Below are 22,323 nucleotides of genomic sequence, written 5' to 3' on the forward strand. Positions count from 1 at the left end.
CCGCACGCGAGGCTGCCCGCGCCGCCGAGCAGCAGCGACTGGCGCGCGCCCGTGCCCAGCGCTCAGTCTTCGTCCGTGACGAGGCCCCGGCCGTCGGTGAGACCTTCATCGCCCACACCGACAAAGAAGGCCTCCGCGGGTACCGCGTAGTGGCCAAGAGCCATGGCACGGCCTGGGTCGACCACGAGGGCGACACCGTCTGCTACGTCTACTGGCGTCACGCCACGGACGAGGAGCAGGTCGCCTACATGGCCACCGAGCGGGCCAAGCCGCGCCAGCCCGTCGTCACCCTCCGCGCGGACCGTGCCCCCCAGGTCGGGCAAGCGTTCCGTCTCCGGGACGGAACCAAGGGGGTAGCGACGGCGGTCCGCCGCCCCCGCTACCTCGACGACAGCAGCGAGGACGTGACCTCGTTCTACTCGTCCGAGCTCTGGGGGCAGAACGTCGTCGACGTCGAATACACCCCGAACGACTGAGGAAACCACGATGACTTGGACTGTCCGACTCCGCGCACACGATGGCGGCGAGCTCCTGGAGCGGGCGAGCTACGGCTCCCCCACGGCCGCGATGGATGCCTACCGGGCGCTGCTCGCGCGCGAGGACCTCATCGGGCAGCCGTTGGCCGCCGTTTTCAAGCCGCCGCCGGACGCGACAGGTGACGGCAACACCTCCACCTGGTTCTCCCGGTTCGACCGGGAGCTCGGGCGCGGCCGCATCGGTCCCGACGACCCCCGGCTGGACCCGTGGGCTAACGCCTACGATGCGAAAAGCGCAGTCGAGTCCCCCGCGCCGGCGTCCGAGCGCAAGGCCGCACCGGACTGGGAGAGGGACGCCCGGACCCTGTCGGAGTGTCTCAAGGCATGGGCTAAGACACGGGGCGGGCGCGACGCCGCGGCTGACGCCTTGCAGGTCTCAAGAGCGACCTTCGATGGCTGGTGCGACGGCCGTGGCGCGGCCCAGGACAGGATGATCCGTAGGCTCATGACACTCACCGACACTATTCGTCATTGACGCGGCAAGCAGTGTCACCGATATTGGAGACAGCGGAAGATGGCATTAGGCCGTCATCCGGATGGAGCGAAAGTCCACATGACGCGTATCGAAGCCCTCACCGCGGCCCTCGCCTGGGAGATCGCCGGCCTTCCCGTCGAGCAGCAGGTCGACGCCCTCAACCAGACCCGCCGTGCCCTGCACGAGGTCGGCCCGTTCCGGGCTGAGCCCGTGGACCTAGTGACCTGGGTCCGCCCCAGAACGCTGGTCTCGAACCCCTGCGCCCCGAAAGCGGCCGTCTCGAACGACATGGACATGCTGCACGTCTCGATCCGTGAGGACGGGTTCACGCAGCCCATCGTCACGTTCCCGGCGGGGGAGACCCGCGTCCTCGTCGACGGGGTCCACCGTGCCCGCATCGGCCGGGACATGCCGGACCTCCGCGACAGGATGCACGGCTACCTGCCTGTCGTCGGAATCGACAAGGCCGAGCACGACCGCAAGGGCACGACGATGCGGCACAACTGGCCCTGGGGACGGCACCACGAGACCGGCACGGAGGTGGAGGCATGAGCGTCAAGATCACCCTGGCTGGCCGGCCCTTCACCACGCGCTTGGGCATGTGGGTCGTCGCCAATAGCAACTACTTCCGACTCGTCGACGTCGAGTATCTCGCACCCCCCTGGAAAGCTCCCCGATGCTCGCACCCAGTCACATCCACCTCCACCTCCGGGCCTGCCCCCGCCGCCCAGAAGAAGTCGCCCATCAGGTCATTCACCTTGGTGACGTAACCGTCGGGCCTGAGACGGGCGATCTCCTCTATGTCGGCCGCGATGCCTGCATGCGGGGCCCACACGGGGTCGTCCCCCTGGACAGGGAGGCCTACAACCTGGCCCTCGCCGAGCGCGTCGACGAGCTCGCCGGGGCGGTCTGGGGCGACGACTGGTCCCGCGCCCTGGCCGAGCTCGCGGGCATCAACCGCCGCACGACGGCGCGCGACCGCATCCGGAAATACGGCCTGCCCCCGGCCTTGCTGTACGGACTGGTCAAGCTCTCGGAGCGCGAGGACGCCCGCGAGATATCGGCGGTCGCCCGCGCGGTCGCCCGGTACTGGGACGTCCACCAGAGGGCGCCGGCGGATGCCCCGCTCAGGGGCATGATCGAGCTTCTGCACGATTTCCGAGGCCAGGACGCGTTCAGGCATTGGCAGCCGGATTACGACGTTAGTCCTTCGTTAAGACCTGACGAGTAAGTATAGCCGCTTGCCCCGCTGATAAAGATCGGCACGGGCGTCTGGTAGAGAGAAGACCAATGACGAAGTACGCCCACGCCCCCCGGGGTGCGCGCCCCCGTGCGCCCGCGACAGATCCGTTCGCACCCGACCATCCCCCGTCCGTAGACTGGCTCGATCAGGGCCTGGATTTCCTCGACTGCGATCCAATGGCGGACGCCATACATTGGTCGACGGGGATCCTTCTCGACCTGCCGGACCTGCATCCCCCCGTGCGTGCCGCGCTGGAAAAGCTGTCGTCGTGCAGGGTGTCTCTCTCGACCCTCTCGCATGCTGAGAGCGTGTGCCACGAGGCTTCGGAAGATCTCAAGCTTCGGCAGGACGACCGCGACACGTATGCCGACTGGGCAACCCGCTGCGTCTACTACGCGGCTTTCCTGGGCGATCAGGGGTGCGCCCTGAGGTGTGCGGTCCGCGTCTGGCAGATCGCTATGGCGGGCGGGCATACCGACCTCCGGCTCTCGAACTTGCTGACCACCCATGCCGAGATGATGTCCATCGCCGCGTACTGCGACGAAGGGCAGTGGGCACCCAAGCGCGAGGCACGGTCGTACCGCCGCCAGGGGGACAGTTTGACCGCCTTGCAGATCATTGCCCGGTCGGTCGTGAAGGTGGAGTGGCCCAACAACGTCAAGCGCGGCCCCGTCCGGGACGACACCGGCTTCGACCCCCGCGACCAAGACGAAGACGAGGACGATCTGCCGGAGGCGTCCGGGTCGGGCCTCGTCGTCGTGCGCAGCGTCGAGCACCTGCCGGGGTCCGCGAAGGACGGCGCACGTAGCAGCGGCGGGACCACGCCCCGCGCGGAGTGGGCGCCTATCGCGGGGGTGACCCTCCCGTGCCGGCCGGTGCCCGATCTCGCGGCCGCGCGTCGGGATCTCGTCGATCAGTACCCACACGCCGCGGCACTGATCGAACGCATCCTGAACCTCTCCGTGGGGCGCCCGTTCGCGCGGCTCCCCCCGATCCTGCTCGTCGGCCCCCCGGGCTCCGGCAAGACGCGGCTTGCCACCAGCATCACCGCCGCGCTGGGCCTCCCGAGCTCCGTCTACTCGTGCAGTGGCGTGGCGGATGCCTCGTTCACGGGTACAAGCCGCCAGTGGTCCACGGGTAGGGCTTCCGTCCCCCTGCAGATGATCAGGCAGGAGAGCCTCGCGACGGTCGCGGTGGTCCTCGACGAGATCGAGAAGGCCGGGACCAGCACCACGAATGGCAATCTCCACGACGGGCTCCTGCCCATGCTGGACCATGCCGAGGTATACCGGGACCCCTACCTCGAATGCGCGACCGATCTCTCTGGCGTGACGTTCCTGGCGACGGCCAATGGCGTCGCCGGCATGCCCCGGCCGCTGCTCGACAGGTTCCGCGTGTTCACTATGCCCGAGCCCACGCTGGCCGACCTGCCGGCCCTGGCGCGGGGGATCGTGGGGGACGCCCGGCGCGAACGGGGAACGGACGCGTCCTGGCTGCCTGACCTCGACGGCGACGAGCTCGGGCTCATAGCGGAGCACTGGCGAGGGGGGAGCGTCCGCCGTCTGCAGCGTCTCGTCGACACCGTGCTTGCGGGTCGCGAGACCCTCGCGGCCCGGCATTGAGGAGGGGGTGAGCATGACCACGCACGCACCCGTCCTCGACTATCGCCTCTTGCAGATCCGGGCCGAGCGCCGGGCAGGCCTCATCGATGCCGACGTCGGTCGGGCGGCCGAGGCGATCATCTCCCGGGCGATCCGGTTCTGTGACGAGGGGCGGATCCCCGGCACGAAGGCCCTCGACATCAGCGGTCGCGCGATGAGCATGGCCCATGATTTCCCCGTGGAGATGGAGGATCGTCATGAGCCGCGATAGCCTCCCGGTCATTCGCGAGCGCGTCAGGGTCGCTTGGTCGACCCGGCGGTCATGCGGCCTGATCGCCCTGGCGGTGGGTGTCCGGATCGACCGGATCATCGAGATGGAGGCGGCCGGTCGGGTCACCTCGCATGATGCGATCCGCATGGCCGCCGAGGCTGAGGCGGTGGCCCTGTGCCTGCCGCCCCTACCTTTGCAGTGACGGACGTCTACCGGAATCTGACCCGCCGCTGCTGGTCGATCCGGGAACGCGGCCGCGTCGTCGGGCACCTCCAATCTCTAACCCTGGCCGGTGCCGTCATGATCGTCCGGCCAGGGGCAAGGACCAGGGTTTTGCGGACCGGACATCGCGAGGTCCACGCGTGGATCCGGGGCACGCTCGTCCCCCATGCCGGCGTCCCGGCGGGTGCCGCGAGGCTCCATTACCGTCCGTTCGAGGGCGGCCATTTCACGGACGATTGCGGCTTGCAGGTTCAGGCGGCCGCGTTCGTATTTCTCGATGAGGACGGCAGGGCATGGCACAGCGAAACCGATACCCGGGCACGAGGATAGACCTGACGGAGCTTGCGGCGCGGCCCCTATTCCTTGACTGGATCATCGAGCCCGACGACCGGTCAGCGGACGGTGCCGTGCTCGTAGGGATGGTCTACGGGCACCCCACGTTCCCCGACGGCACGGTCGTCACGACGAGCACCGTTCAGGCTTTCGATGCCGAGGCCGGGTGGGCGTACTGCTATTCGTCCGGGCTGATCCGCCTTGGCCGGTGCCGGGACCCCGACGGCTGCGAAAACGTGGACCTCATGTAGCCCAAACGCGGTCCGCAAATGGGACGAATTCGGTACCTAAGGGAAAGGCACAACGGTTAATTTGCGCCCCGATGACAATTTTCGCGATGGACGGCATTCCGTCTGTCCCGGGGCCCGAAAGTGGCAAAACGCCTATAGGCTTTCCGGGCCCGTCCCGTCGGTGACCCTGACCCATCAAACTGGTCCGCGCTGAGCGCAAGTTTTTCGGGCTTTGAGGTTGACCCCGTTTGTGGTCCACGGCCTATGCAAGTTCTCGGGCTGTGAAAGCTTGGTTTGCGAAGGCGCCAAAACTGGCTGCCGCGCTCCCAGACCACCCGGTCTCCGCTCAGCTTCTTGAACGAGTCGTCGATGCGCTTATCCAAAGCCTTGTTCCCGTTCCCGTTTCGGTAGGTGAGATCGCCGCCCACGGTCTCACGGCCGTGCTGCGCGACCCGTTCCTGGTAGACGAGCCGCCCGGTCGCTACTTGTGCCATGATCCAGGCGGCGACCTAGCCGATCCGTTCATTGGCAGTCATGCCATCCTCCCGCGCCTGGCAACGCGCATGCCCGGCACCCGTTGTCCGTCGTCAGAACCGCCGGCACGTTCCGGCGGACGTCCATCCTCGCACCAGTCGATCCGCCCGCGCCTGATGTGGAAATGGCAAGCACAGGCGTTGGTCTGATGGACCGACGGGGTAACGGTTGGCCGGCCCAGCCAGTCCGAGGTTACGGACCAGCGGGGCCTACGCTTCGGGTTCAACGAGAGCGGGATAACCGTCCCGCACCCGCCGGGGCAGCGGAAGCAGGCCCATTTCTCAATCCCGCCGTCGACGACGTGGACAAGCTCGCCGTCCTGGACCGAGGCGGTATTCAGGTATTGCGGCACTGTCCGTGCCAGGAGTTCGGAGCGGAGAAGGCCAAGCTTCCGCAGCAGCCTTGCGAGCAGCGTCCCCATCGCTAGCCGGCCCTGTGGAGGAAAGGCAGGACATCGCCCCTGCCCCAGACGCCCGTACCCGCGCACATCTCGCAACCGGCCCGCGGGTGGCACGTCGTCGAGCGGTCCTCGACGGCATCGAAGCTGCGCTGCCTCCCGGTGCGCATACCGTTGGCGCCCCTGAACCCGGTGAGGCCCTGGAGGAGCTCGTTGACGGCCATGCAGGCCGTCTCGGTGGTGAAGGTCACCACCGCCGGGGCCGGTTCGCCCCCGCCGAGGACGTAGGCCTCCGCCTTGCGTGCCTCGTAGGCTGCGGGATCGTTCCGGCGCAGGGCCTCCTCCATCGCCCGGCGCGGATCGACTAGGCCGCGGCACATCAGGCACGGGGCCCCCGGGCCGACGACGGTTACACGCCCCGCCATCTCGTACGGGCGGCCTTCGCGGGCCGGGACCATGCGCAGACCCATGTCGATCACGGGGATGCCGTAGAAGTAGGCGAGGCGGTTCAGGAACAGCCGGCCGTCATGGTCGTCCGTGCAACCGAAAATGACGTCGCAGGCCCGAAGGGCATCGCGGGCGCGCTCGTCACCAACCCACCCCCTGAACTTGGCCACGGCGACCCCGAGACCGGCCACCTCGATCTCCCGCGCCAGGGCGTCGACCTTCGGCACACCGCCATCCGCGTCGCTCCGCCGTGCCCCATGGATGCGGTTGAGGTTGCTCGCCTCGACTACGTCATCGTCAATCAGGAGGAGATGCCCAACCCCCAGTCGGGTGAGGAGCATCGCCGTTGGGCTCCCCGTGCCGCCGCACCCGACGATACCCACGCGCAGACCGCGGACGGTGCCGTTGAACGTCGGCCCGAACAGCCGCGCCTGACGGTCGAGGACTTCCCCGCCGTCATCCCCCGAACGACCGTGGAAATGGATACGACCACCGGCGACTATCACGCGGTCGCAGTGTTGGACGCCGTCGGGCGTGGTCCAGAGACGGGCGCAGACGCTGCCGTCCCCGCCGAGAACGACGCTGGCGAACGAATGCCCGTCTCCGGACCGGTTCCGGACGATGCCGAGCAGGTCCGCCTCGTTGGCGTCGTCCTGGTCCGAGAAGAAGGCATGGCTGCCGGGGTGCGTGTGGACCACGGAGAGCGTCAGACCCTCGGCCTCCGCCACCCTAAGGAGCCGGACGAAGGTCCGCGTCGACCACGTCACATGGACACCCGAAGCCGAGATCTTGTCCTCCTCGGGCACGGGTACAATGCGATGGGAGACGAGGCGTCGCCTAGGCTCCCCGGACCAGGGGTCGGACCCGATCTCGGCGGCGCCCAGGAGGATGTACGCCACGGCCTCCGAGCCGTCGGGGGTAGCGAGCAGTGCACGGAGCTCGGTCTCGTGCGCTTCCAGAAGGATGAGGTCGAGCATGTCAGGCTGCCTCTGCGAGGGCGCGCTCGATCCGCTTAACCATCGTGTGGACGCCGTCGGTGCCCGGCCGCCACTCGTAATTGTGCCGTGACCAGCGCTGCCAGGTCCGGCCTGCAGCCATCACCGGCACGGAAGTCTGCCGCGGATCGGCGCCGGTGGCGGCCAGCCTCAGCCAAGGGTAGGCGTACCACATGTCGATAGGGCAATCGGGATATCCCGGCGGCAGCAGCAGGAGGAAGTCGGCTTTGTCGGCGCCGAACTTCCCCGCGGGCAGGGGGAAGTCCCGCAGGACGATGCCACGCTGGCCGGGCTCGACGAGGTCGTCGTGGGCAATGCCGCGGTTGTCGAGGTAGGCCACGTCCCGGGGCGGGAGGAGGGCCGAGAGGCCCTCCGTCGTCTGCGAGACCGCGGTGAAGAAGCGTTCCACGCCCTTCTTCGTCAGGTCGACGAGGTCGGTGTCGCGGATGAGGAGATCGTCGTCACCGCGGATATCCTGGTAGACGTCGTGACGGACCGGATCGACGCCGGCGAGGATCTTCAGGACGCGTCCGCTGACGACCGTCTTCCAGACCTTCTCCTCGCCGTCCACGAGGAAGCGGTAGGTCGCGTCCGCCTTCAGGACGACGACCTTCTCCACCCCCTGGCCCCGGAGGTCGAAGAGTTCGTCGAGGCCGACATCCTCCAGCCTGCCATCTTGGAGCATCGCCAGGGCGACGTAGTCCTCCACGGGGTGGACGCCCGCGGCCTTGATGAGCTGCCGCCCGGTCGGCTTCGGATCGTCGATGACGTGCCGGGTGAAGCTCAGGTTCTCGTCGCCGATCTCGACCTCGTTGCGGTCGACTTGGTAGTGCGCGTTCATGTCAGGCCTCTCGCTTTCGCCGGGAGGCCCTCGGTGTCGGCCGCCCCATGCCTTCTCAGCGAAGCGGGGCCGAGGGATTCGGTCATGCCGTCAGAAAGAATCCTCGGCGGTGCAGATGAAATAGAACTGGCACGTCGGGCAATCGCGGCTCGTGATCGGCTCGAATGCGCCCCGCGCCACCCCGGCCAGGGCATCGGCGTAGGGCGCAAGTTCCGTCCCGTCCCGCCGCGGCACGATGGGTACGATCTCGGCCATGGCCGGATAGAAGGCCTGCAGGTGCACGGTGCGCCCCAGGAAGGCTGCCTCGCCGGCGGCGGCCAGGAGCGCCCATACCGGCTTTTCCTCCTCGGTCTTGCTCCTGCGACCGGTGCGGAACCGTCGTATGACGATCGATCCGTCCGGGGCCTCCAGGACCCGGTCCGGCCTGACCACGACCGTCTGGCCGGCCACGCCCACCGAGAGGACGCGCTCGACCGCGCGATGCCCTGCGTCGGGCACGGTCGCCGCCGCCGACACCATCCGGTGCGCCTCGGCGAGATAGACCGCCTCGAAGCCACCGCTCGGTCCACGGTCCCGCCAGACGCCGTCGAGGTAGGCCACGGCCTCCCGCGCCGTCACCGCCTCGCCCGCGCACGCCTTGTCGCCCACCCAGGCCAGCACCTGCCGGACGCACCCGTGGAACCGCAGATAGGCGCTCTTCTCGGCAAGGGCCGAGAGACCCTCCACCACCTCGTGGCGATAGCGGGCGGGGCATTTCATGTAGGTTTCAAGATGCCGTTCCTCGTGGGTCTCGCGCGGGGGGACGACGAAACGGTCCGTCGACCTAGCCACGGGCGCGTGGGGTGCGACCGCCCGCGCGGCTCCCAGGACGGAAGCGAGCGGCTTCAGGAACTTCGAGGGGTTGGTGGACTGTCTCCCGGTGTAGGTCGAGGCGCTGCTGACCGACAGGACGTCCCGGGCGCGGGACAGGGCGACGAAGAAGAGGCACTCCTCTTCGGCGGCGTGGTCCCCGGGCTGCACCTCCAGATGCTCCAGCCCGAGCGGTACGGGGCACGCCGAGGGGCGCCGCGGACCGGGCACGTAGCGCGTGGCCGTCTGCGGCAGGTGCACCGCGCGGAACTCCAAGCCCTTTGAGGCGTGGATGGTCATCATCCGCACGGCCGGCAGGCCATCCGCCTCGGGCGGGACCGTCCGGAACTGGCGGTCGTCGTCGAGACGTTCCAGGCGCCGGATGTCCTCCAGGAAACGACGGCGTCCCCCACGCCCCTGCGTCGCGTCGGCGTGTTCACGTGCGAACTTGAGAAGCTGATAGATGGCCACCAGGCGCTGCCGGGATCTGGCGTCGTCGGCGTCGAGGTGCGGCTTGAGGTAGTCGCTGGCTTCCAACAGGTAGGTCGCCAGCATCCGCCACGCGGTGGTGGTCCACTCGACCCCGGAGAGGTGCGCCGCCAGGCGGACCATGCCGATGCCTCCGCGCTCGGACAGCCCGGGGAGCGCAGCGGCGCGGGCGCAGACGGCGATGACGTCCTGCCCGCTCGCCGCCGCCTCGGCGATGACCTTGAGGGCGTCGTGGCGGGTGGCCCCATACTCGGGGAAGCCGGCGACGCGGACGAGTCCGGCGCCGGCCGGATCGGCCCCAAGCGACACGAGGGCGAGCAGGTCCCGGATCTCCGGCCGCTCGAACAGGTCCCCGAGGTACAGCACCGGAACGCCGAGGTCCTGGAGCAGGCGGGAGAACCTGGCGAGGCTAAGATGCGTACGTGCCAGCACGGCCTGCTGGTCGTAGGGGATGCCCTCGGCGCGGAGCCGTTCGATCCGGTCCCGCATCGCCGCGGCCTCGGAGGGCAGGTCCGGCGCGTGCGCTGCATCCGCGAAGCCGACCCTTCCCCGGTGAGCCTTCCACGTCACCGCCGGCTTCGGGGCGGCCGCCATGTCCATGCCGAACCGTTCGAAGACGCGCACCACCGTCTCGCACGACCGGTAGTTGGTCTTGAGATGCCGGCGCTCGGCCCCGGGGTAGCGCTCGGTGAAACGCGCGGCGTTGGTCGGTGCCGCCCCCCTGAACCGGTAGATCGACTGACGCGGGTCGGCGACGACCCATACGTGCCGTGCCCCGTCGGACAACTGATCGAGGAGAGCCGTACTGGCTTGATTCACGTCCTGGTACTCATCGACCAGGATGCGGCCATACCGGCCACGGACCTCCTCCCGGATGTCCGGACGGTCCGAGAGCAGCTTGGCGGCGAGGTAGACGAGATCCCCGAAGTCGACGGCTCCCCGTTCGCGGAGCGCGGATTGGTAGGCTTGGTAGACCCGGGCGATCTCACCGACCTTACCGGCTCGCTCCTTCTCGACGGGCGTGACCGCCCGAGCCTCCGTTTCCCGCGCCGCTGCGGCGTACTCGTCCGCGGAGACGAGCTCGTCCTTGGCGCGCGAGATGGCCCTGAGGATGGGTCGAAGCTCCAGGGTCGGGTCCCATAGGTTCTGGTAGTGCCGCAGGCCGAGTTCCAGCAGCATCCCTTCCAGAAGTCCGAGCGCACCGGTCTCGTCGAGGACCTCGAAACCGTCGGGCAGCCCGGCCGCGGCGTGGTAGAGGTGCAGCAGTTCGAGGCCGAAGGCATGGAAGGTGCCGACCCAGACCAGCGGCGTCCCCGCCACGTTGAGCGCCTCGATCCGTTCGAGCATCTCCGCGGCGGCCCGGTTGGAGAAGGTCAATGCCAGGATCGAAGACGCGGGCGTGTCGCCCTCCAGGAGGTGCTTGACCCGGGCGACCAGGGTCCGCGTTTTTCCCGTGCCGGGTCCGGCATCGAGGATGAGCGGCCTGTGGTCCCACTCGGCCGCTTCCCGCTGCTCCGGATCCGGCGGGGGTGCCGCCCTCGGGCGCTCGTCGACGACCGGGGGAACGAGCGGCGGAAGGAGCAGGGCCCGGATGGCCTGCATCCGGACGAAAGCGATAGGCAGGCCCGTTTCCGCCGCGATGGTGGAAGGGCGGTCGCCGGCGACCAGCCGCTGGCGCAGGCGGTCCGCCGGCAGCAGGAATTCCTGCGCGAACACGTCGGCCTGGACCTCCAGCCTCTGCCGGGGCGAATACGCCACGACGCGGTCGGCCCCGGTCTCCACCGGGCTGCCGCCGAAGCCCGCTTCCACGTCGCGGATCATGAAGGCCGCGTCGTCGTAGAGCCAGTTGTGCCCCAGCTCGTGAGCCGCCACGACGGCGGCTATCTCCGGGGTCAGGTTCGACGCCAGGCGCACGAAGCCGTCCTCGCGCTCCAGCACGCCGAGCACCCCCGCTTTGTAGCGAACGCCGGGCTCGAAACGGTCGACCTGAAGCCGGGCCACCCGCAGTCCGGCCGCGACTATGGCCGTGGCCGGCGTCAGCCCATTGGAGACCGAGGCCTCGCGGTGCCTGTGGCGTGCCCTGAGGCGGATGTCGCGCCACACGTCCATGATCAGGGCTCCTCGGCAGTCCAGAATGCCTTGCGCTCCGGCTCCATGTCCGAGTCCCGCACGGCCTCTTCCCAGGTCCTTCGACGCCCGACCTCCGGGATGCCCTCCGACTTGAACGCGGCCCCCGCTGAAGCCTCCCCAGGTCCGGTCAGCACGGCGGACAGCCACTCCATCGTCACGCCGAGGCGCTCGGAAGCGAGACGGACGAACCGGCCCCGGACGCTCGCCGTCTCGATGGTCGCGCTGTTCAGGTCGGAGACAACGGACCTCGCGATGCCGAGGTCGTCCGCCAGGTCGCGAAGCGAGGTACCTGCCGCTTTCGCGACCGCGCGCAGGGTTGTGCCGGCAACCGGGAGCACGGGTTCGGCCGCCGAGGCAGCGTCTTCCCCGGCATCCCGCTCCGCGAGGAACTCCATGTCGACGATCTCGACCGCATGGGCCCTGATGTCGTCGGCGAAGTGCGGGTATCGACCCACCCACTGGCCGACGAGTTCCGGCGTCACGGGCTCGGCGGCCTGGTGGAAGCGGAATAGGACGTCGTCGAGGTCTTCGATGCTCATCGGTCCAGTCCAAGCTGCTCGCGCAGGTGCGCGACGGCCTTCTTGATCCACGCATCCGCCGTCTTCGGCTGGACCCCGAGCATCGTGGCGATGCACTCCCCCTTCGAGGAGACAGGGAAGCCGGCGCGGTGGAGCAGGAAGGCCCTACGGTGGTTTTCGGGGAGGCCCGCGATCAGGTCGTCGACCGTCACGGCCTCCTCGGGTGTCAGGCCGGCGGCGTCCGGCGGTTCGAACATCTCGCCCGTCTCGTCATCGACGGGCATCGGCTCGGTGCGTTTCTGCTGCGCCCGCCATGCCCGGTGACGGTCGGCGAGGCGTTGCTGCAGCTTCGGGTAGAAGGCGGCCCCGAATCCCACCCCATCCATGGCGGCGGGATCAACGATGGCCATCGCCATCTTCGAGACGATGTCGTCGACGGCATCGTGGCCACCGTTCGGCATGTCCTTGTTGGCCCGCCTGAACAGGTAAGGGCGGGCGAGGCGGCTTAGGTGATCCAGCAGCAGACCCTGGAGGCGTTCGTCCCGCAACTCCGGATCGCGGCAAGCCGCCACGATCTGTTCCGGCTCGCAAGTCCCCAGCCGGTCGGTTTCGGCCAGCTCCCGCCAGTCCCCGGGGGAACGGACGACCGGCTCATTCTCTCTCGACAAAAAATGCTCCCGTTGAAGAGCGTGCCCCTGAAGCGAAGCGACTGGCGTAGATTCGATAGTGCCACGGAAAATAAATTTCGCATCCCCGTCGGATGCGATCTCAACTAGAATGGAGACGCAGGGCAGCGCTCGATCAGCGGTCATCGCGTGTGGGCTGCCCGGACCACGTCGCTGGCGTATCCTCGGCGGCCGAGAGGGCTCAGATATTTGTCCTCGATGCCGGTACGGTCTTCGTCAGGCGGACGGCCAAGTCTTATGAAACGAAGTCTGATGACGGTGGATCGAGATTTTGCCGGACGTGAAGTCACCCCGAGCGATGCCGGCATGGATGCTCAGAGAGCACGTTCTGATCAACGCCGCTCGTTCGCCCCGCCATCGTCACGAGACCGACGATGCACTAACTTCGAACCTGGGCGACCGAATAGGGGCAGGCCACGTTCAAGTCCGCCTCGATAATTTTCCCCGGACGGAACCCGGTTCGCTCCTTCATATGTCCCCGCGCGTTACAGACCACCCGTGTCCGGCCCACCCGATAGTCCGAGGCATAATGGACATGACCGTGGACCCAGACGTCCGGTCCTTGGTCCAAGATGACGTCAGTCAGGTCGGAGGCATCGCACCACCGTAGGTCCGCATCGCTCCCTGGAAGGCTCGCCGGGTGCGGGGCGTGATGGGTCACCACCACCGTGGGACCGGGGTGGCTGACGGCCAGGGTGTTCTCGATAAAGCCACGGGTGACCCGGTGCATCGCAAGCACCTCCTCGGGCTCGATGCGGTCGCGCGACCTCGGACCCGTGCGGATCCGGCGGTAATCGACCATCCCGCCACGCCCCTGGGCGGTCCGGATACCGTGGTTCAGGTTGAACGACCCCAGGCGAAAGTCCGTCCATAGGGTACCACCGGCGAACCGCACACCATTGATGATTACTGCGTCGTCGAGCAGGAGATGGATGCCCAGTGCGCCAGCCCGCTCACGCCCCCGGGTCAACTGGTCGTGGATCGTGTAGCGCTCCTGGCCGCGGTCCCACCAGAAGTCGTGGTTGCCGGGCACGTAGACCACCGGCACGCCAGGGAGGCGCTCGCTCAGCCAGTGCAGCGCGCGAACCAGGGGCATGTGTACGTCACCCGCTACAACGGCCACGTCGAAACCGCCCGCCGGCGCATGCGCGGCAGGGTCCCAGGCATTCTCCGGCCAATCCTGATGCAGGTCGGAAAAAACCCAAATGCGGGGGGCAGTCATGTCCCCGATCCGTTCATTGCCAGGCGCGCCAGGATCCGGTCCAGCGTCACTGGGGCCCAGTCCCAACAATCAACACCGACATCGGCGCGCGTCGCCGTGCCTGGGACCGAACCATGGGAATGCCCATGCAGGTGAAGGTCACCCCGGTGGGAGCGAGGGTAGCTCAGGTGGGGATAATGGCTCAGCCAGATGGAGCGCATCACGCCCGCCGGGTCCGAGAGGGCGATCATCGCCACGTCCCGGACGGGCTCTGCCCAGGGGAGGCGTTCCCCGATCTTCTCGTGATTGCCTCGGATCAGGAGCTTGCGTCCGTTCAGGCGCAAAAATATCGAGAGCGCGTACGCCTCGGTGCATCGGTAAGCGAAGTCGCCCAGATGCCACACCGTATCCTCGGGGCGGACAACGGCATTCCAACGTTCGACCAGGGTCTCGTCGTGCTCGGGAAGCGAGGCGAACGGTCGTTGGGTTTGCATCGTGGGGCTGAGGAGCGCCTGATGCCCCACATGGGAATCCGAAGTAAAAAGAATTTGGGGCATGGCAGCCTCTCGCAATGGCGGAGGCTGGGCGCGCGGCATCGCTCTCCGGGATCAATCGGTTAGGGGCGGTGCCATGCTTTTCATCGTTACGGTCCTTGATGGATCCGCGTGATCGCCTGGCCGGACGTTGAACGCAAGGGGTGCCTGCGGGTCCGGCTGCTAGAGGCGCGCCGGCGATTGACGGGCGAACCACATCGGCCCAGTTGGCAATCACCATTGGCAAGTGCCTCATGCCCCTGGCGCAGTTTCGACCGCATGCGGCTGGCTCGCTGGGCCGGATGGGCCACCGCATCGATCCATCGTGGGGGACGTTACCCTTACGTCAAATCATCCGATGCGGCGGAAAGCCGTGCGTCCGCCAAGAGCGGCCGGATGAGGGAACGGAAGGAAACGATATGCCCACCCCTATATTCGACGAGAGCAACATCACCTGGCGGACGCTGGACTGGCTGCCGCACATCGCCTTCTTCGTCTACAAGGTCGATGAGGAGAACCGCATCGTCGACGTCGTGTTCAAGTTCGCGGCGAACCAGAAGGTGATGCTGCACCGGCACAAGAGCCCCTACGTGACCCTGGTCATGCAGGGCGAGCTCAGGTTCTACCGCGAGGATGGCAGCAGCAAGGAGACCCGCCCGACGGGTAGCTACGTCTCTGGCATGGCGAACGGCGAACCGCACATGGAAGGCGGCGGCGACGAGGACGCCATCGTGTTCTTCAGCAACCGCAACATCGAGGACGCGCTCTACGAGTTCCTCGACGAGGCGGGCAATCCCGTCCAGGTCCTGGGCATCGCAGACTTCAAGGCGCAGCTCGAAGACCAGATCGCGACGGGGACTTACGAGAAGGTCACCGCCAGGGCGGCCTGACCACCCCAATGCCGGGGTGGCGTTAAGGCACTCCGGCATTCGCCTGGTCTTAAACCGGAGGGAAGGCGGATTCGTCGATCGACTTCCGTCGACCGGGTCAGGCTGCCGCGACGACCGGCACCTCGTCGAGCCTGGTGGTGTAGCGCGGTGAGCGCATCTCGAACTTCGTTGACCATGAGCGCTTCGGGGCGAACCCGGCGGCACCCGGGACGACCGCCCCCCGCCCGAAGCGGCGATTGCAGGCGTCGAGCGCTTCCATCAGGGCGGCGCCCATCTCGCGCTCGAGTTGCCCTAGGCCCGGCATTGCCCGCTGGGAGTCGGCCAGGGGCATCAAGTCAGTAGTGACGACGCCGGCCTTTGAATAGCGGTACCCGTCGTCCCTCCAGGTCTTGCGGACGCCGTGTGTGGCGGCCTTCACCAGCACCCTGGTGTCGTTGGTTGCCTCGGGAAGCGTAATGACGGTCGAGACCGATCGCTGCGGCCGGTCCCGGTCATGCTCGCTGGTGTGATAGAAGGCCGTGACGTGGTTCGTTGCCAACCCCTCCCTCCGAAGCTTCTCACCAAGCCTGGATGCATGGGTGGCCATCGCCTGCTCCATCGTCGCGCGATCCTCGACAAGCTCCGAAAATGAACGCGTCACGGCGCATCCCTTTCGTGTCGGGGCCACAGTCTCCAAGTCGAGACAGGCCATCCCGCGGAGCTCGTGCACGAGGCGTTCGCCCACAACCGTCAGGGCCTTGCGGGCGATCCTAGGGTCGAGGTCGCGCACGTCGGCGACGCTCTCGCACCCGAGCGCCTCCAGCCGCCGGGCGGAGGCCGCCCCGACGCCCCAGATGTCCTCGGGGGCGACCCGCACCATCCAGTGGTCGTACTGGACGGGGTCGGTCAGGTCGCAGACTCCTTCGAGTTCGGGCACCTTCTTGGCGATGTGGTTGGCGAGCTTGGCGAGCGTCTTAGTCGACCCGATGCCGACGCAGGTCGGGATGCCCGTCCAGGCCCGCACGGTCGCCCGCATGTCGCGGCACAGGGACGCCCGGTCGCTCTCGCGCACGTCAGAGACGTCGAGGAAGCTCTCGTCGATGGAGTAGATCTCGATGCGAGGCGAGAAGTCCCGGTAGACCGCGTTCACCCGTGCCGACATGTCCCCATAGAGGGCGTAGTTCGAGGAATAGACCCGAACTCCTTGCGCCTTGCACATATCGCGGATCTTGAACCAGGGCTCACCCATGCGGATGCCGAGCGCCTTGGCCTCAGTGGTCCGGGCAATCGCACAGCCGTCATTGTTGGAGAGCACGATCACGGGCAGGCGCGCGAGGCGGACGTCGAACACCCGTTCGCACGAGCAATAGAAACTGTTTCCGTCGGAGAGGGCGAAGGCCCGGGCACTCATTCGCAGCGGCGCTTGGCGCACACGGAACCGGAAACGACGCCCCATATCTCGACTAAGGCGTCCGGGGCCAACCGGTACTCGGGAAAGCGTGGGTTAGCGAAATGCAGCGAGATCCGGGGCCCCTGGCGCTTCCAGATCTTGAACGAGCGCTCGCCGTCGATGTCCACCACCACGATGTCGCCATTGCGCGGGGTCAGCGACCGGTCGACCACGGCGAGGTCGCCGTCGAACAGGCGAGCCAGGATCATGCTGTCGCCGGCGACCCGAACTAGGAAGGTGGCGGGACGATTGACGATCAGTAGGCGCTGAAGGTCGATCTCCTCCTCGATGAAGTCGTCCGCAGGGCTCGGGAAACCGGCGCGCACGGGCTTGGCGAGAAGAGGCAGCGGCATGGGGAAGCCGATGGCGATATCAATGATCTGCATGGTGCACCTCCACGAATCTTGCTTACGAACAAACCATGAACGGATTTGACGCGTTCCGTCCAGCGGTCACGCTTAATCGTGGAGGCGAATTTCTGGTCGGCGCGAGTTTGACCCGGCGAGCAGATGTCGCGCCGCCGGTATTCGGTCTCTGGCGAAAACAGGCGGGGAGGCTCTCCTCGGTGGGCGGAGCGATAGCGAGTAGCGTTACCTGCTACGAGGAACACCCCCGGCGAAATCCTGTTGGGTCGGCATTCCCTTCGGAGACATGCCATGACGACAGATCCCCTGCACAAGTACCCCCGGCCGCCGTTTGAGGCCCAGCCCCAGGGCTTCCCCGGCAAGACCGGCAAGATGACCCCCGAGCCGGATCACGGCGAGGAAAGCTACAAGGGTTCGGGCAAGCTCGACGGCAAGGTGGCCCTGATCACCGGGGGCGACAGTGGCATCGGACGGGCGGTCGCCATCGCCTTCGCCCGCGAGGGGGCCGACGTCGCAATCTCCTACCTGCCCGAGGAGCAGGCGGACGCCGAGGCGGTCCAGGGTTGGATCGAGAAGGCGGGGCGGCGTGCGCTCCTCCTGCCAGGCGACCTCAAGGACCCGGACTACGGGCGCGAGATCGTGGTACGCACCGCCGAGACGTTCGGCCGCCTGGACCTTCTCGTGAACAACGGCGCCTTCCAGCAGCCGAACGAAGGGCTGGACGGCATCGAGGACGCGGTGTTCGAGGACCACTTCCGTACGAACGTCTTCGGCCCGTTCTACGTGACGAAGGCGGCCATGGCCCACATGAAGCCTGGCGCCTCGGTGATCTTCACCTCGTCCGTGAACTCCAAGCACCCGATGCCGTCGCTACTCGCCTACAGCGCCACGAAAGGCGCCCTGAGCAACATGGTGTTGAGCCTCGCTCAGTTGCTATCCGAGAAGGGTATCCGCGTGAACGGCGTGCTGCCGGGACCGATCTGGACGCCCTTCATCCCCTCCGGCATGGATCAGGACTCGGTGAAGTCGTTCGGCTCCAAGGTGCCGTTCGGACGCCCAGGTCAGCCGGCCGAGCTTGCCTCGGCCTACGTGATGCTGGCTTCCGACGAGAGCAGCTACACTTCCGGTGCCTTGGTGACCGTGGCGGGTGGAATGCCCGTCCTCTAATCGATGCCGTATCACGGTCGTCGGCATCGCCGGCGGCCGTGTGCGATTGAGGGAGGCCATGCGACATCGCACGGCCCCCGGAGTGACATCTCAGGCGACTTCAGGCGCCTTAATCCGGATCGGCAGCGTCCAGTTCGGCCTCACGAAGTGGCAGGTGTACCCGTCGGGCCGGCGCTCCAGATAATCCTGGTGCTCCGGCTCGGCCTCCCAGAACGGCCCGACCGGCGCGACTTCGGTGACCACCTTCCCGGGCCAGAGCCCGGACGCGTCGACGTCCGCGATGGTGTCCTCGGCAACGCGACGCTGGTCGTCGTCGACGTAGAAGATCGCCGAACGGTAGCCCAAGCCGCGATCGTTGCCCTGGCGGTTCGGGGTCGTGGGGTCGTGGATCTGGAAGAAGAACTCCAGCATCCGCCGAAAGCTCGTCCGAGCCGGATCGAAGGTGATCTCGATGGCTTCGGCGTGGGTGCCATGATTGCGATAGGTCGCATTCGGAACATCGCCCCCCGAGTATCCAACGCGTGTCGCCACGACCCCCTCTTGGCGCCGGATCAGGTCCTGCATACCCCAGAAGCAACCGCCCGCGAGTACCGCCCTCTCGTCCGTCATCGTCCATCCTCGCTTGTCTCTACGGTCCTCATATGGGGACGCATCGCTCGCCGTGCCGGCGGGTCGCGAACCCGCCTTCGACGCAGGATGCAGGGACATCCATCTCGGGTCCAGGCACACCCGCGCTCGTCGTCACGCCGTTTGGGCCGTAGGGATTAGCGGTCGTCGCTTCGGATTAGGGTCGGAACTCAATCTGCTTGACTGTTCGAGCAGCCGCTTCCGACCCAAGCTGGTCGTTTAGATCGCTGTCGGCGCTTCACTATAGCAGTCGTTCGTCGGCTTCATGGCCAATTAGATTCGGGGTGGAAAGCAGGCATCAGGCTCCACCCAAGAAGCAGCGCTTAGGCGACTGAAAATCATCATCGAAGGATAATCCCAGCCGTTCCACCCTTAAGAACCTCATAAGACACGCAAATTCCGTTTTGAGTAGGGTTACGATCGGCGCCGATCGTAACCCTACCTCTTGAGCGTTTTCGACATATTTTGCAGCAACCTAAGCGGAGTAGCGTGACAGGTCATGCTTCGACGCCGATTCACAGAATTGCTCCTCACCCCATTTCTCGCCCCGATACGGCTACCAGAGCACCACGAGGTGACCTGCCACCGACAATACCATTTCGGAGTCAAGAGGGAGTGGAACTATGCGTGCTCCTCCCTCTTACTTAGGATCTTGCTCTAATATAATTACTTCCTATTGCAGGCGTGCCGCGCGAGTAGTGGCGGTGTTTGATGCCTTGACAGCGGCTTCGATGTTCAACGGCAACATCGCCGACGTGCCAGTCGCGATCGGTTCGGTCAGCCCGGTGGCAAAAATGTCATTGGCGATGCCAAGTCCCAGCGGCACGCCCCCTATGGGGTAAGCGGTGTCATTTGTGCGGTTGCTGCTGTAGACGTTGGTGTAGGTGATCTGCTCCGGCGTGTCGTACTTCCCTACACCGTCGGTGGCAGCAAAGGCATCGAAGTTCCAATGGACCCCCAGCCAGATACGGCTGAACGCATTTTCAAAGATCGCACGCCACAGCGACCCGAATTTGCGCACGATCCGCGTACGAACCAGCCCAGGCTGATCCTCCAATGGGCGGGTCGCGTCATAGCGTTGGTAGAGATCGCGCGATACGCCGTCGAGTTCGTCGGACACGAAGCTGAAGCCCAGCTCGTCCGGCGTCTGCGCGAGGGCGCCCGGCGTCTTGTAGAACAGTCGCATCATTTGAAAGCACGCCGCGCCGAAGGTCGCGTGGCCAGAGGGATAGGCGGGAAAGGGGGGTTTAAAGGAGATCAGATTCGAATTCGTCTCCGGCGCACCAAGCGCCAGCCAGAAGGGGTCGGCGTCGAGTTGTAGGTGATCGGCGCCCGGCGGTGTCGCCGCTGGGCCGCTTTCGGCGTCATGCTCGCGTACGCCACTCAAGGGACGCCAGAATTCGTATTTGAACTTCTCCTTCCATGCGAACTTGCCCGCATCGGTCATCGCGGCATTGCAAAGAGCGAAGACGCGGACGAGATCGGCATGGTCATCGGCTTGGGTAAGGTTGGGGGCGGCCGACCCCTGGTGCAGCTGACGCCAAGCAACTTCTCGCACGATCTGGTTGTAGAGGCGTGGCGGCGTGCCTATCAGGTTCGCGCCATCGTAGGCCCAGTAGAGCGCGGCTACCGTATTGTCGGGCGTCCGATTGGTCGAGGGCAGCCCCGCTGCGCCGCCCAGCTTTACGACCTCCTTCAGTGCTGACTCGTATATCGCCGGTTGTGGCGTGATAGCATGCGGTCCGACTGGCGGCGGCGCGATCTGGTGCGCGGCGTCGTTGTGGACGGCACAGCTGCGCACAGTCGTGCCGTAGAACGGACCGTGATAGACGCGGATCGGCTTAGTCCCTCCCGCCGGATCGTTGGGGTTGATCGGATCAAGTCGGACGGGGTGGCTAGGTTCGTCGCGAAAGAAATAGCGTTCCTGCCGCGGCTCGTAGCGACCGGCGTCGGCGCCGATTTCGCCAGGCTTCACCGCAATGTGATCGAGAACCGTCTCAGCGATGCTTACGCCGAAGCGGTGCGGCTTGCCTAGGACATCGATGTGCTTCGCATAATCAGAGATAAGGCCGCCTAGCGTACGGACGAGCGTGTCGGTTGCGATCACAGAGACGCCTGGTCCAGTAGTCCGGTAGAGGCGGTCAAGCACGGTGACTGCAGCGCCCGTCAATGCAGCGTTGGCATGCGCCAGCATATTGTCAGTCGCACCTAGCCCGATCTCGTTCTTGCGCTTCTCAAGCCCAGTGATCGAGGTGCCGCCGGGGCCGGGAACATTCTCACGAAGCGCTGCCAGATAGGGTTCGTGTCGGCGATCTGCGGTCAGCAGCGTCGAATCTAGGATGCCGAAGAAGGCGTCGTGCATCGATAGATGAAGCAGCCCCAGCGCACGCGAACTCATGGTCGGACCGGTGTGCGGACCACCAAGTGAATGTGTCACCCGGTTCATCTGTAGCGCGACATGGTTCCAGTATAAGGCCGGGAACTTGTTCCGAGGTTCAAACGCCGGTTCATTCACTTTCGGCAGAATCAGCATGATTGCTCTCCTCCCCACGGTATTTTACAGTATAAATAGATTGAAGCAGCAAGGATGTCGACGCACGCGTCTTTCAAAAGAGGCTTGTGCTTGTCTGCAAGGCGAGCGCGATATCAGTTTTCAGAAAGCATAATTTCTATCACAATTCGAGTTTCTGGCGAAAATTATATTGCTTTTCATATTCAGTCAATTGACCGCTCAATCAACAATTTTCGCTCTTCGAAACGGTGAAATTGTAAGGCTGATTTCTGCTAAAAATAGCGACCCGCAAGGAACTGTCCCGCATGCGATTCAGTCTAGACCCCGTTTCATAACTCGCTGTCTTGCCGCTTGATGCCCCAAAAGGGTGGTGGTTCAAGATCATTCCTCAGGGCTGCGATGAGGGCAGCGCATGGCCCAAAGCCCCGCTATGCGGGTTATGAAACGGGGTGCGAATCGGCATCGAAGGATGACCCAAGCCATTTCGTCCTCAAGAATCTCATAAGACAAGCAAATTCCGTTTTTGGGTGGGGTCGTGATCGGCGTCGATCGTGATCCCATCTTTCGAGCGTTTTCAACATTTATCGCAGTAATTTGAGCAGAGTAGCGTGACAGGTCATGCTTCCACGCTGGTTCACAGGTATCCCGTCAGCCAAGAAGAACTCGCCCGTCGAGGAAAGGCGACTGAGCGCGCCTCATGACGGGAATGGGGGATGCGGCTTGTTTTCTCGCCACACGGTCTCGTTTAGCAGCGAGCAAGCGGAGCGGCGAAGTCCGCTTCGATGCATTGCTCCTTGCGAGC

Annotated in this window: 22 protein-coding genes; 10 read left to right on the forward strand and 12 right to left on the reverse strand. The window is 66.0% G+C overall.

What is annotated here, in order from left to right:
- From FV220_RS25340 to FV220_RS01855, 8 genes are all read left to right on the forward strand, one after another.
- On the forward strand, positions 1–476 hold a 476-nt coding region (locus tag FV220_RS25340), incomplete at its 5' end, for a hypothetical protein (RefSeq protein WP_187273296.1).
- A gap of 10 nt (positions 477–486) precedes the next feature.
- A complete protein-coding gene (locus FV220_RS01825) occupies positions 487–1,011 on the forward strand; it encodes a hypothetical protein (protein ID WP_147829266.1) in 525 nt (174 codons plus the stop codon).
- 78 nt (positions 1,012–1,089) lie between these two features.
- The gene (locus tag FV220_RS01830) at positions 1,090–1,563 is read left to right on the forward strand and encodes a ParB N-terminal domain-containing protein (protein WP_187273297.1); all 474 of its coding nucleotides are present in this window, start codon (positions 1,090–1,092) and stop codon (positions 1,561–1,563) included.
- A gap of 124 nt (positions 1,564–1,687) precedes the next feature.
- Positions 1,688–2,242, forward strand: a complete 555-nt coding sequence (locus tag FV220_RS01835) for a hypothetical protein (RefSeq protein WP_147829270.1) — start codon at positions 1,688–1,690, stop codon at positions 2,240–2,242.
- Between the two features lie 59 nt (positions 2,243–2,301).
- Positions 2,302–3,876, forward strand: coding sequence for an AAA family ATPase (locus FV220_RS01840; RefSeq protein WP_147829272.1), 1,575 nt, complete (start codon positions 2,302–2,304; stop codon positions 3,874–3,876).
- A 13-nt stretch (positions 3,877–3,889) separates the two neighbouring features.
- Entirely contained in the window at positions 3,890–4,126 is a 237-nt protein-coding gene (locus tag FV220_RS01845; RefSeq protein WP_147829274.1) for a hypothetical protein, read from the forward strand.
- Complete coding sequence (locus FV220_RS01850; RefSeq protein WP_147829276.1) at positions 4,113–4,328, forward strand: hypothetical protein; 216 nt, start codon at positions 4,113–4,115, stop codon at positions 4,326–4,328. Before FV220_RS01845 ends, FV220_RS01850 begins: the two co-directional genes overlap by 14 nt.
- A gap of 313 nt (positions 4,329–4,641) precedes the next feature.
- Entirely contained in the window at positions 4,642–4,932 is a 291-nt protein-coding gene (locus FV220_RS01855) for a hypothetical protein (RefSeq protein WP_147829278.1), read from the forward strand.
- A 511-nt stretch (positions 4,933–5,443) separates the two neighbouring features.
- Here the strand turns inward: FV220_RS01855 and FV220_RS25920 are convergent.
- From FV220_RS25920 to FV220_RS01890, 8 genes are all read right to left on the reverse strand, one after another.
- Complete coding sequence (locus tag FV220_RS25920) at positions 5,444–5,866, reverse strand: DUF6527 family protein (protein ID WP_246689353.1); 423 nt, start codon at positions 5,864–5,866, stop codon at positions 5,444–5,446.
- 2 nt (positions 5,867–5,868) lie between these two features.
- Positions 5,869–7,266 carry a ThiF family adenylyltransferase gene (locus FV220_RS01865; RefSeq protein WP_147829280.1) on the reverse strand — a complete coding sequence of 466 codons (1,398 nt, stop codon included), beginning with the start codon at positions 7,264–7,266 and terminating at the stop codon, positions 5,869–5,871.
- A gap of 1 nt (position 7,267) precedes the next feature.
- Positions 7,268–8,125 (reverse strand): multiubiquitin domain-containing protein, encoded by an 858-nt coding sequence (locus FV220_RS01870; protein ID WP_147829282.1) that lies wholly within the window; start codon positions 8,123–8,125, stop codon positions 7,268–7,270.
- Positions 8,126–8,215: 90 nt separating this feature from the next.
- Positions 8,216–11,572: an ATP-dependent helicase gene (locus tag FV220_RS01875; RefSeq protein WP_187273298.1), complete on the reverse strand. Its 3,357-nt coding sequence runs from the start codon at positions 11,570–11,572 to the stop codon at positions 8,216–8,218.
- 2 nt (positions 11,573–11,574) lie between these two features.
- A complete protein-coding gene (locus FV220_RS25345; RefSeq protein ID WP_187273299.1) occupies positions 11,575–12,132 on the reverse strand; it encodes a helix-turn-helix transcriptional regulator in 558 nt (185 codons plus the stop codon).
- Positions 12,129–12,683, reverse strand: coding sequence for a hypothetical protein (locus FV220_RS01880; protein ID WP_210245928.1), 555 nt, complete (start codon positions 12,681–12,683; stop codon positions 12,129–12,131). The genes FV220_RS25345 and FV220_RS01880 overlap by 4 nt, the downstream gene beginning before the upstream one ends.
- Before the next feature lie 493 nt (positions 12,684–13,176).
- Positions 13,177–14,019: a metallophosphoesterase gene (locus tag FV220_RS01885; RefSeq protein WP_147829288.1), complete on the reverse strand. Its 843-nt coding sequence runs from the start codon at positions 14,017–14,019 to the stop codon at positions 13,177–13,179.
- Positions 14,016–14,555 carry a metallophosphoesterase gene (locus FV220_RS01890; protein ID WP_147829290.1) on the reverse strand — a complete coding sequence of 180 codons (540 nt, stop codon included), beginning with the start codon at positions 14,553–14,555 and terminating at the stop codon, positions 14,016–14,018. The genes FV220_RS01885 and FV220_RS01890 overlap by 4 nt, the downstream gene beginning before the upstream one ends.
- Positions 14,556–14,950: 395 nt before the next feature.
- Here FV220_RS01890 and FV220_RS01895 point away from each other — a divergent pair, with 395 nt between their 5' ends.
- A complete protein-coding gene (locus FV220_RS01895; protein ID WP_147829292.1) occupies positions 14,951–15,421 on the forward strand; it encodes a regulator in 471 nt (156 codons plus the stop codon).
- Between the two features lie 97 nt (positions 15,422–15,518).
- Here FV220_RS01895 and FV220_RS01900 read toward each other — a convergent pair whose 3' ends face one another.
- Together FV220_RS01900 and umuD are read right to left on the reverse strand one after the other, a co-directional pair.
- A complete protein-coding gene (locus tag FV220_RS01900) occupies positions 15,519–16,811 on the reverse strand; it encodes a Y-family DNA polymerase (protein WP_147829294.1) in 1,293 nt (430 codons plus the stop codon).
- On the reverse strand, positions 16,808–17,236 hold the full coding sequence (umuD, locus tag FV220_RS01905; protein WP_147829296.1) for a translesion error-prone DNA polymerase V autoproteolytic subunit: 429 nt from the start codon (positions 17,234–17,236) through the stop codon (positions 16,808–16,810). The genes FV220_RS01900 and umuD overlap by 4 nt, the downstream gene beginning before the upstream one ends.
- Positions 17,237–17,506: 270 nt before the next feature.
- Here umuD and FV220_RS01910 point away from each other — a divergent pair, with 270 nt between their 5' ends.
- On the forward strand, positions 17,507–18,382 hold the full coding sequence (locus FV220_RS01910) for an SDR family oxidoreductase (RefSeq protein ID WP_147829298.1): 876 nt from the start codon (positions 17,507–17,509) through the stop codon (positions 18,380–18,382).
- A 90-nt stretch (positions 18,383–18,472) separates the two neighbouring features.
- Here FV220_RS01910 and msrA read toward each other — a convergent pair whose 3' ends face one another.
- On the reverse strand, positions 18,473–18,991 hold the full coding sequence (gene msrA, locus FV220_RS01915; RefSeq protein WP_147829300.1) for a peptide-methionine (S)-S-oxide reductase MsrA: 519 nt from the start codon (positions 18,989–18,991) through the stop codon (positions 18,473–18,475).
- Positions 18,992–19,682: 691 nt separating this feature from the next.
- A complete protein-coding gene (locus FV220_RS01920) occupies positions 19,683–21,542 on the reverse strand; it encodes a vanadium-dependent haloperoxidase (RefSeq protein WP_147829302.1) in 1,860 nt (619 codons plus the stop codon).
- Positions 21,543–22,323 lie beyond the last annotated feature (781 nt).

It is taken from the genome of Methylobacterium sp. WL19, from assembly GCF_008040005.1.
GTDB lineage: Bacteria > Pseudomonadota > Alphaproteobacteria > Rhizobiales > Beijerinckiaceae > Methylobacterium > Methylobacterium bullatum.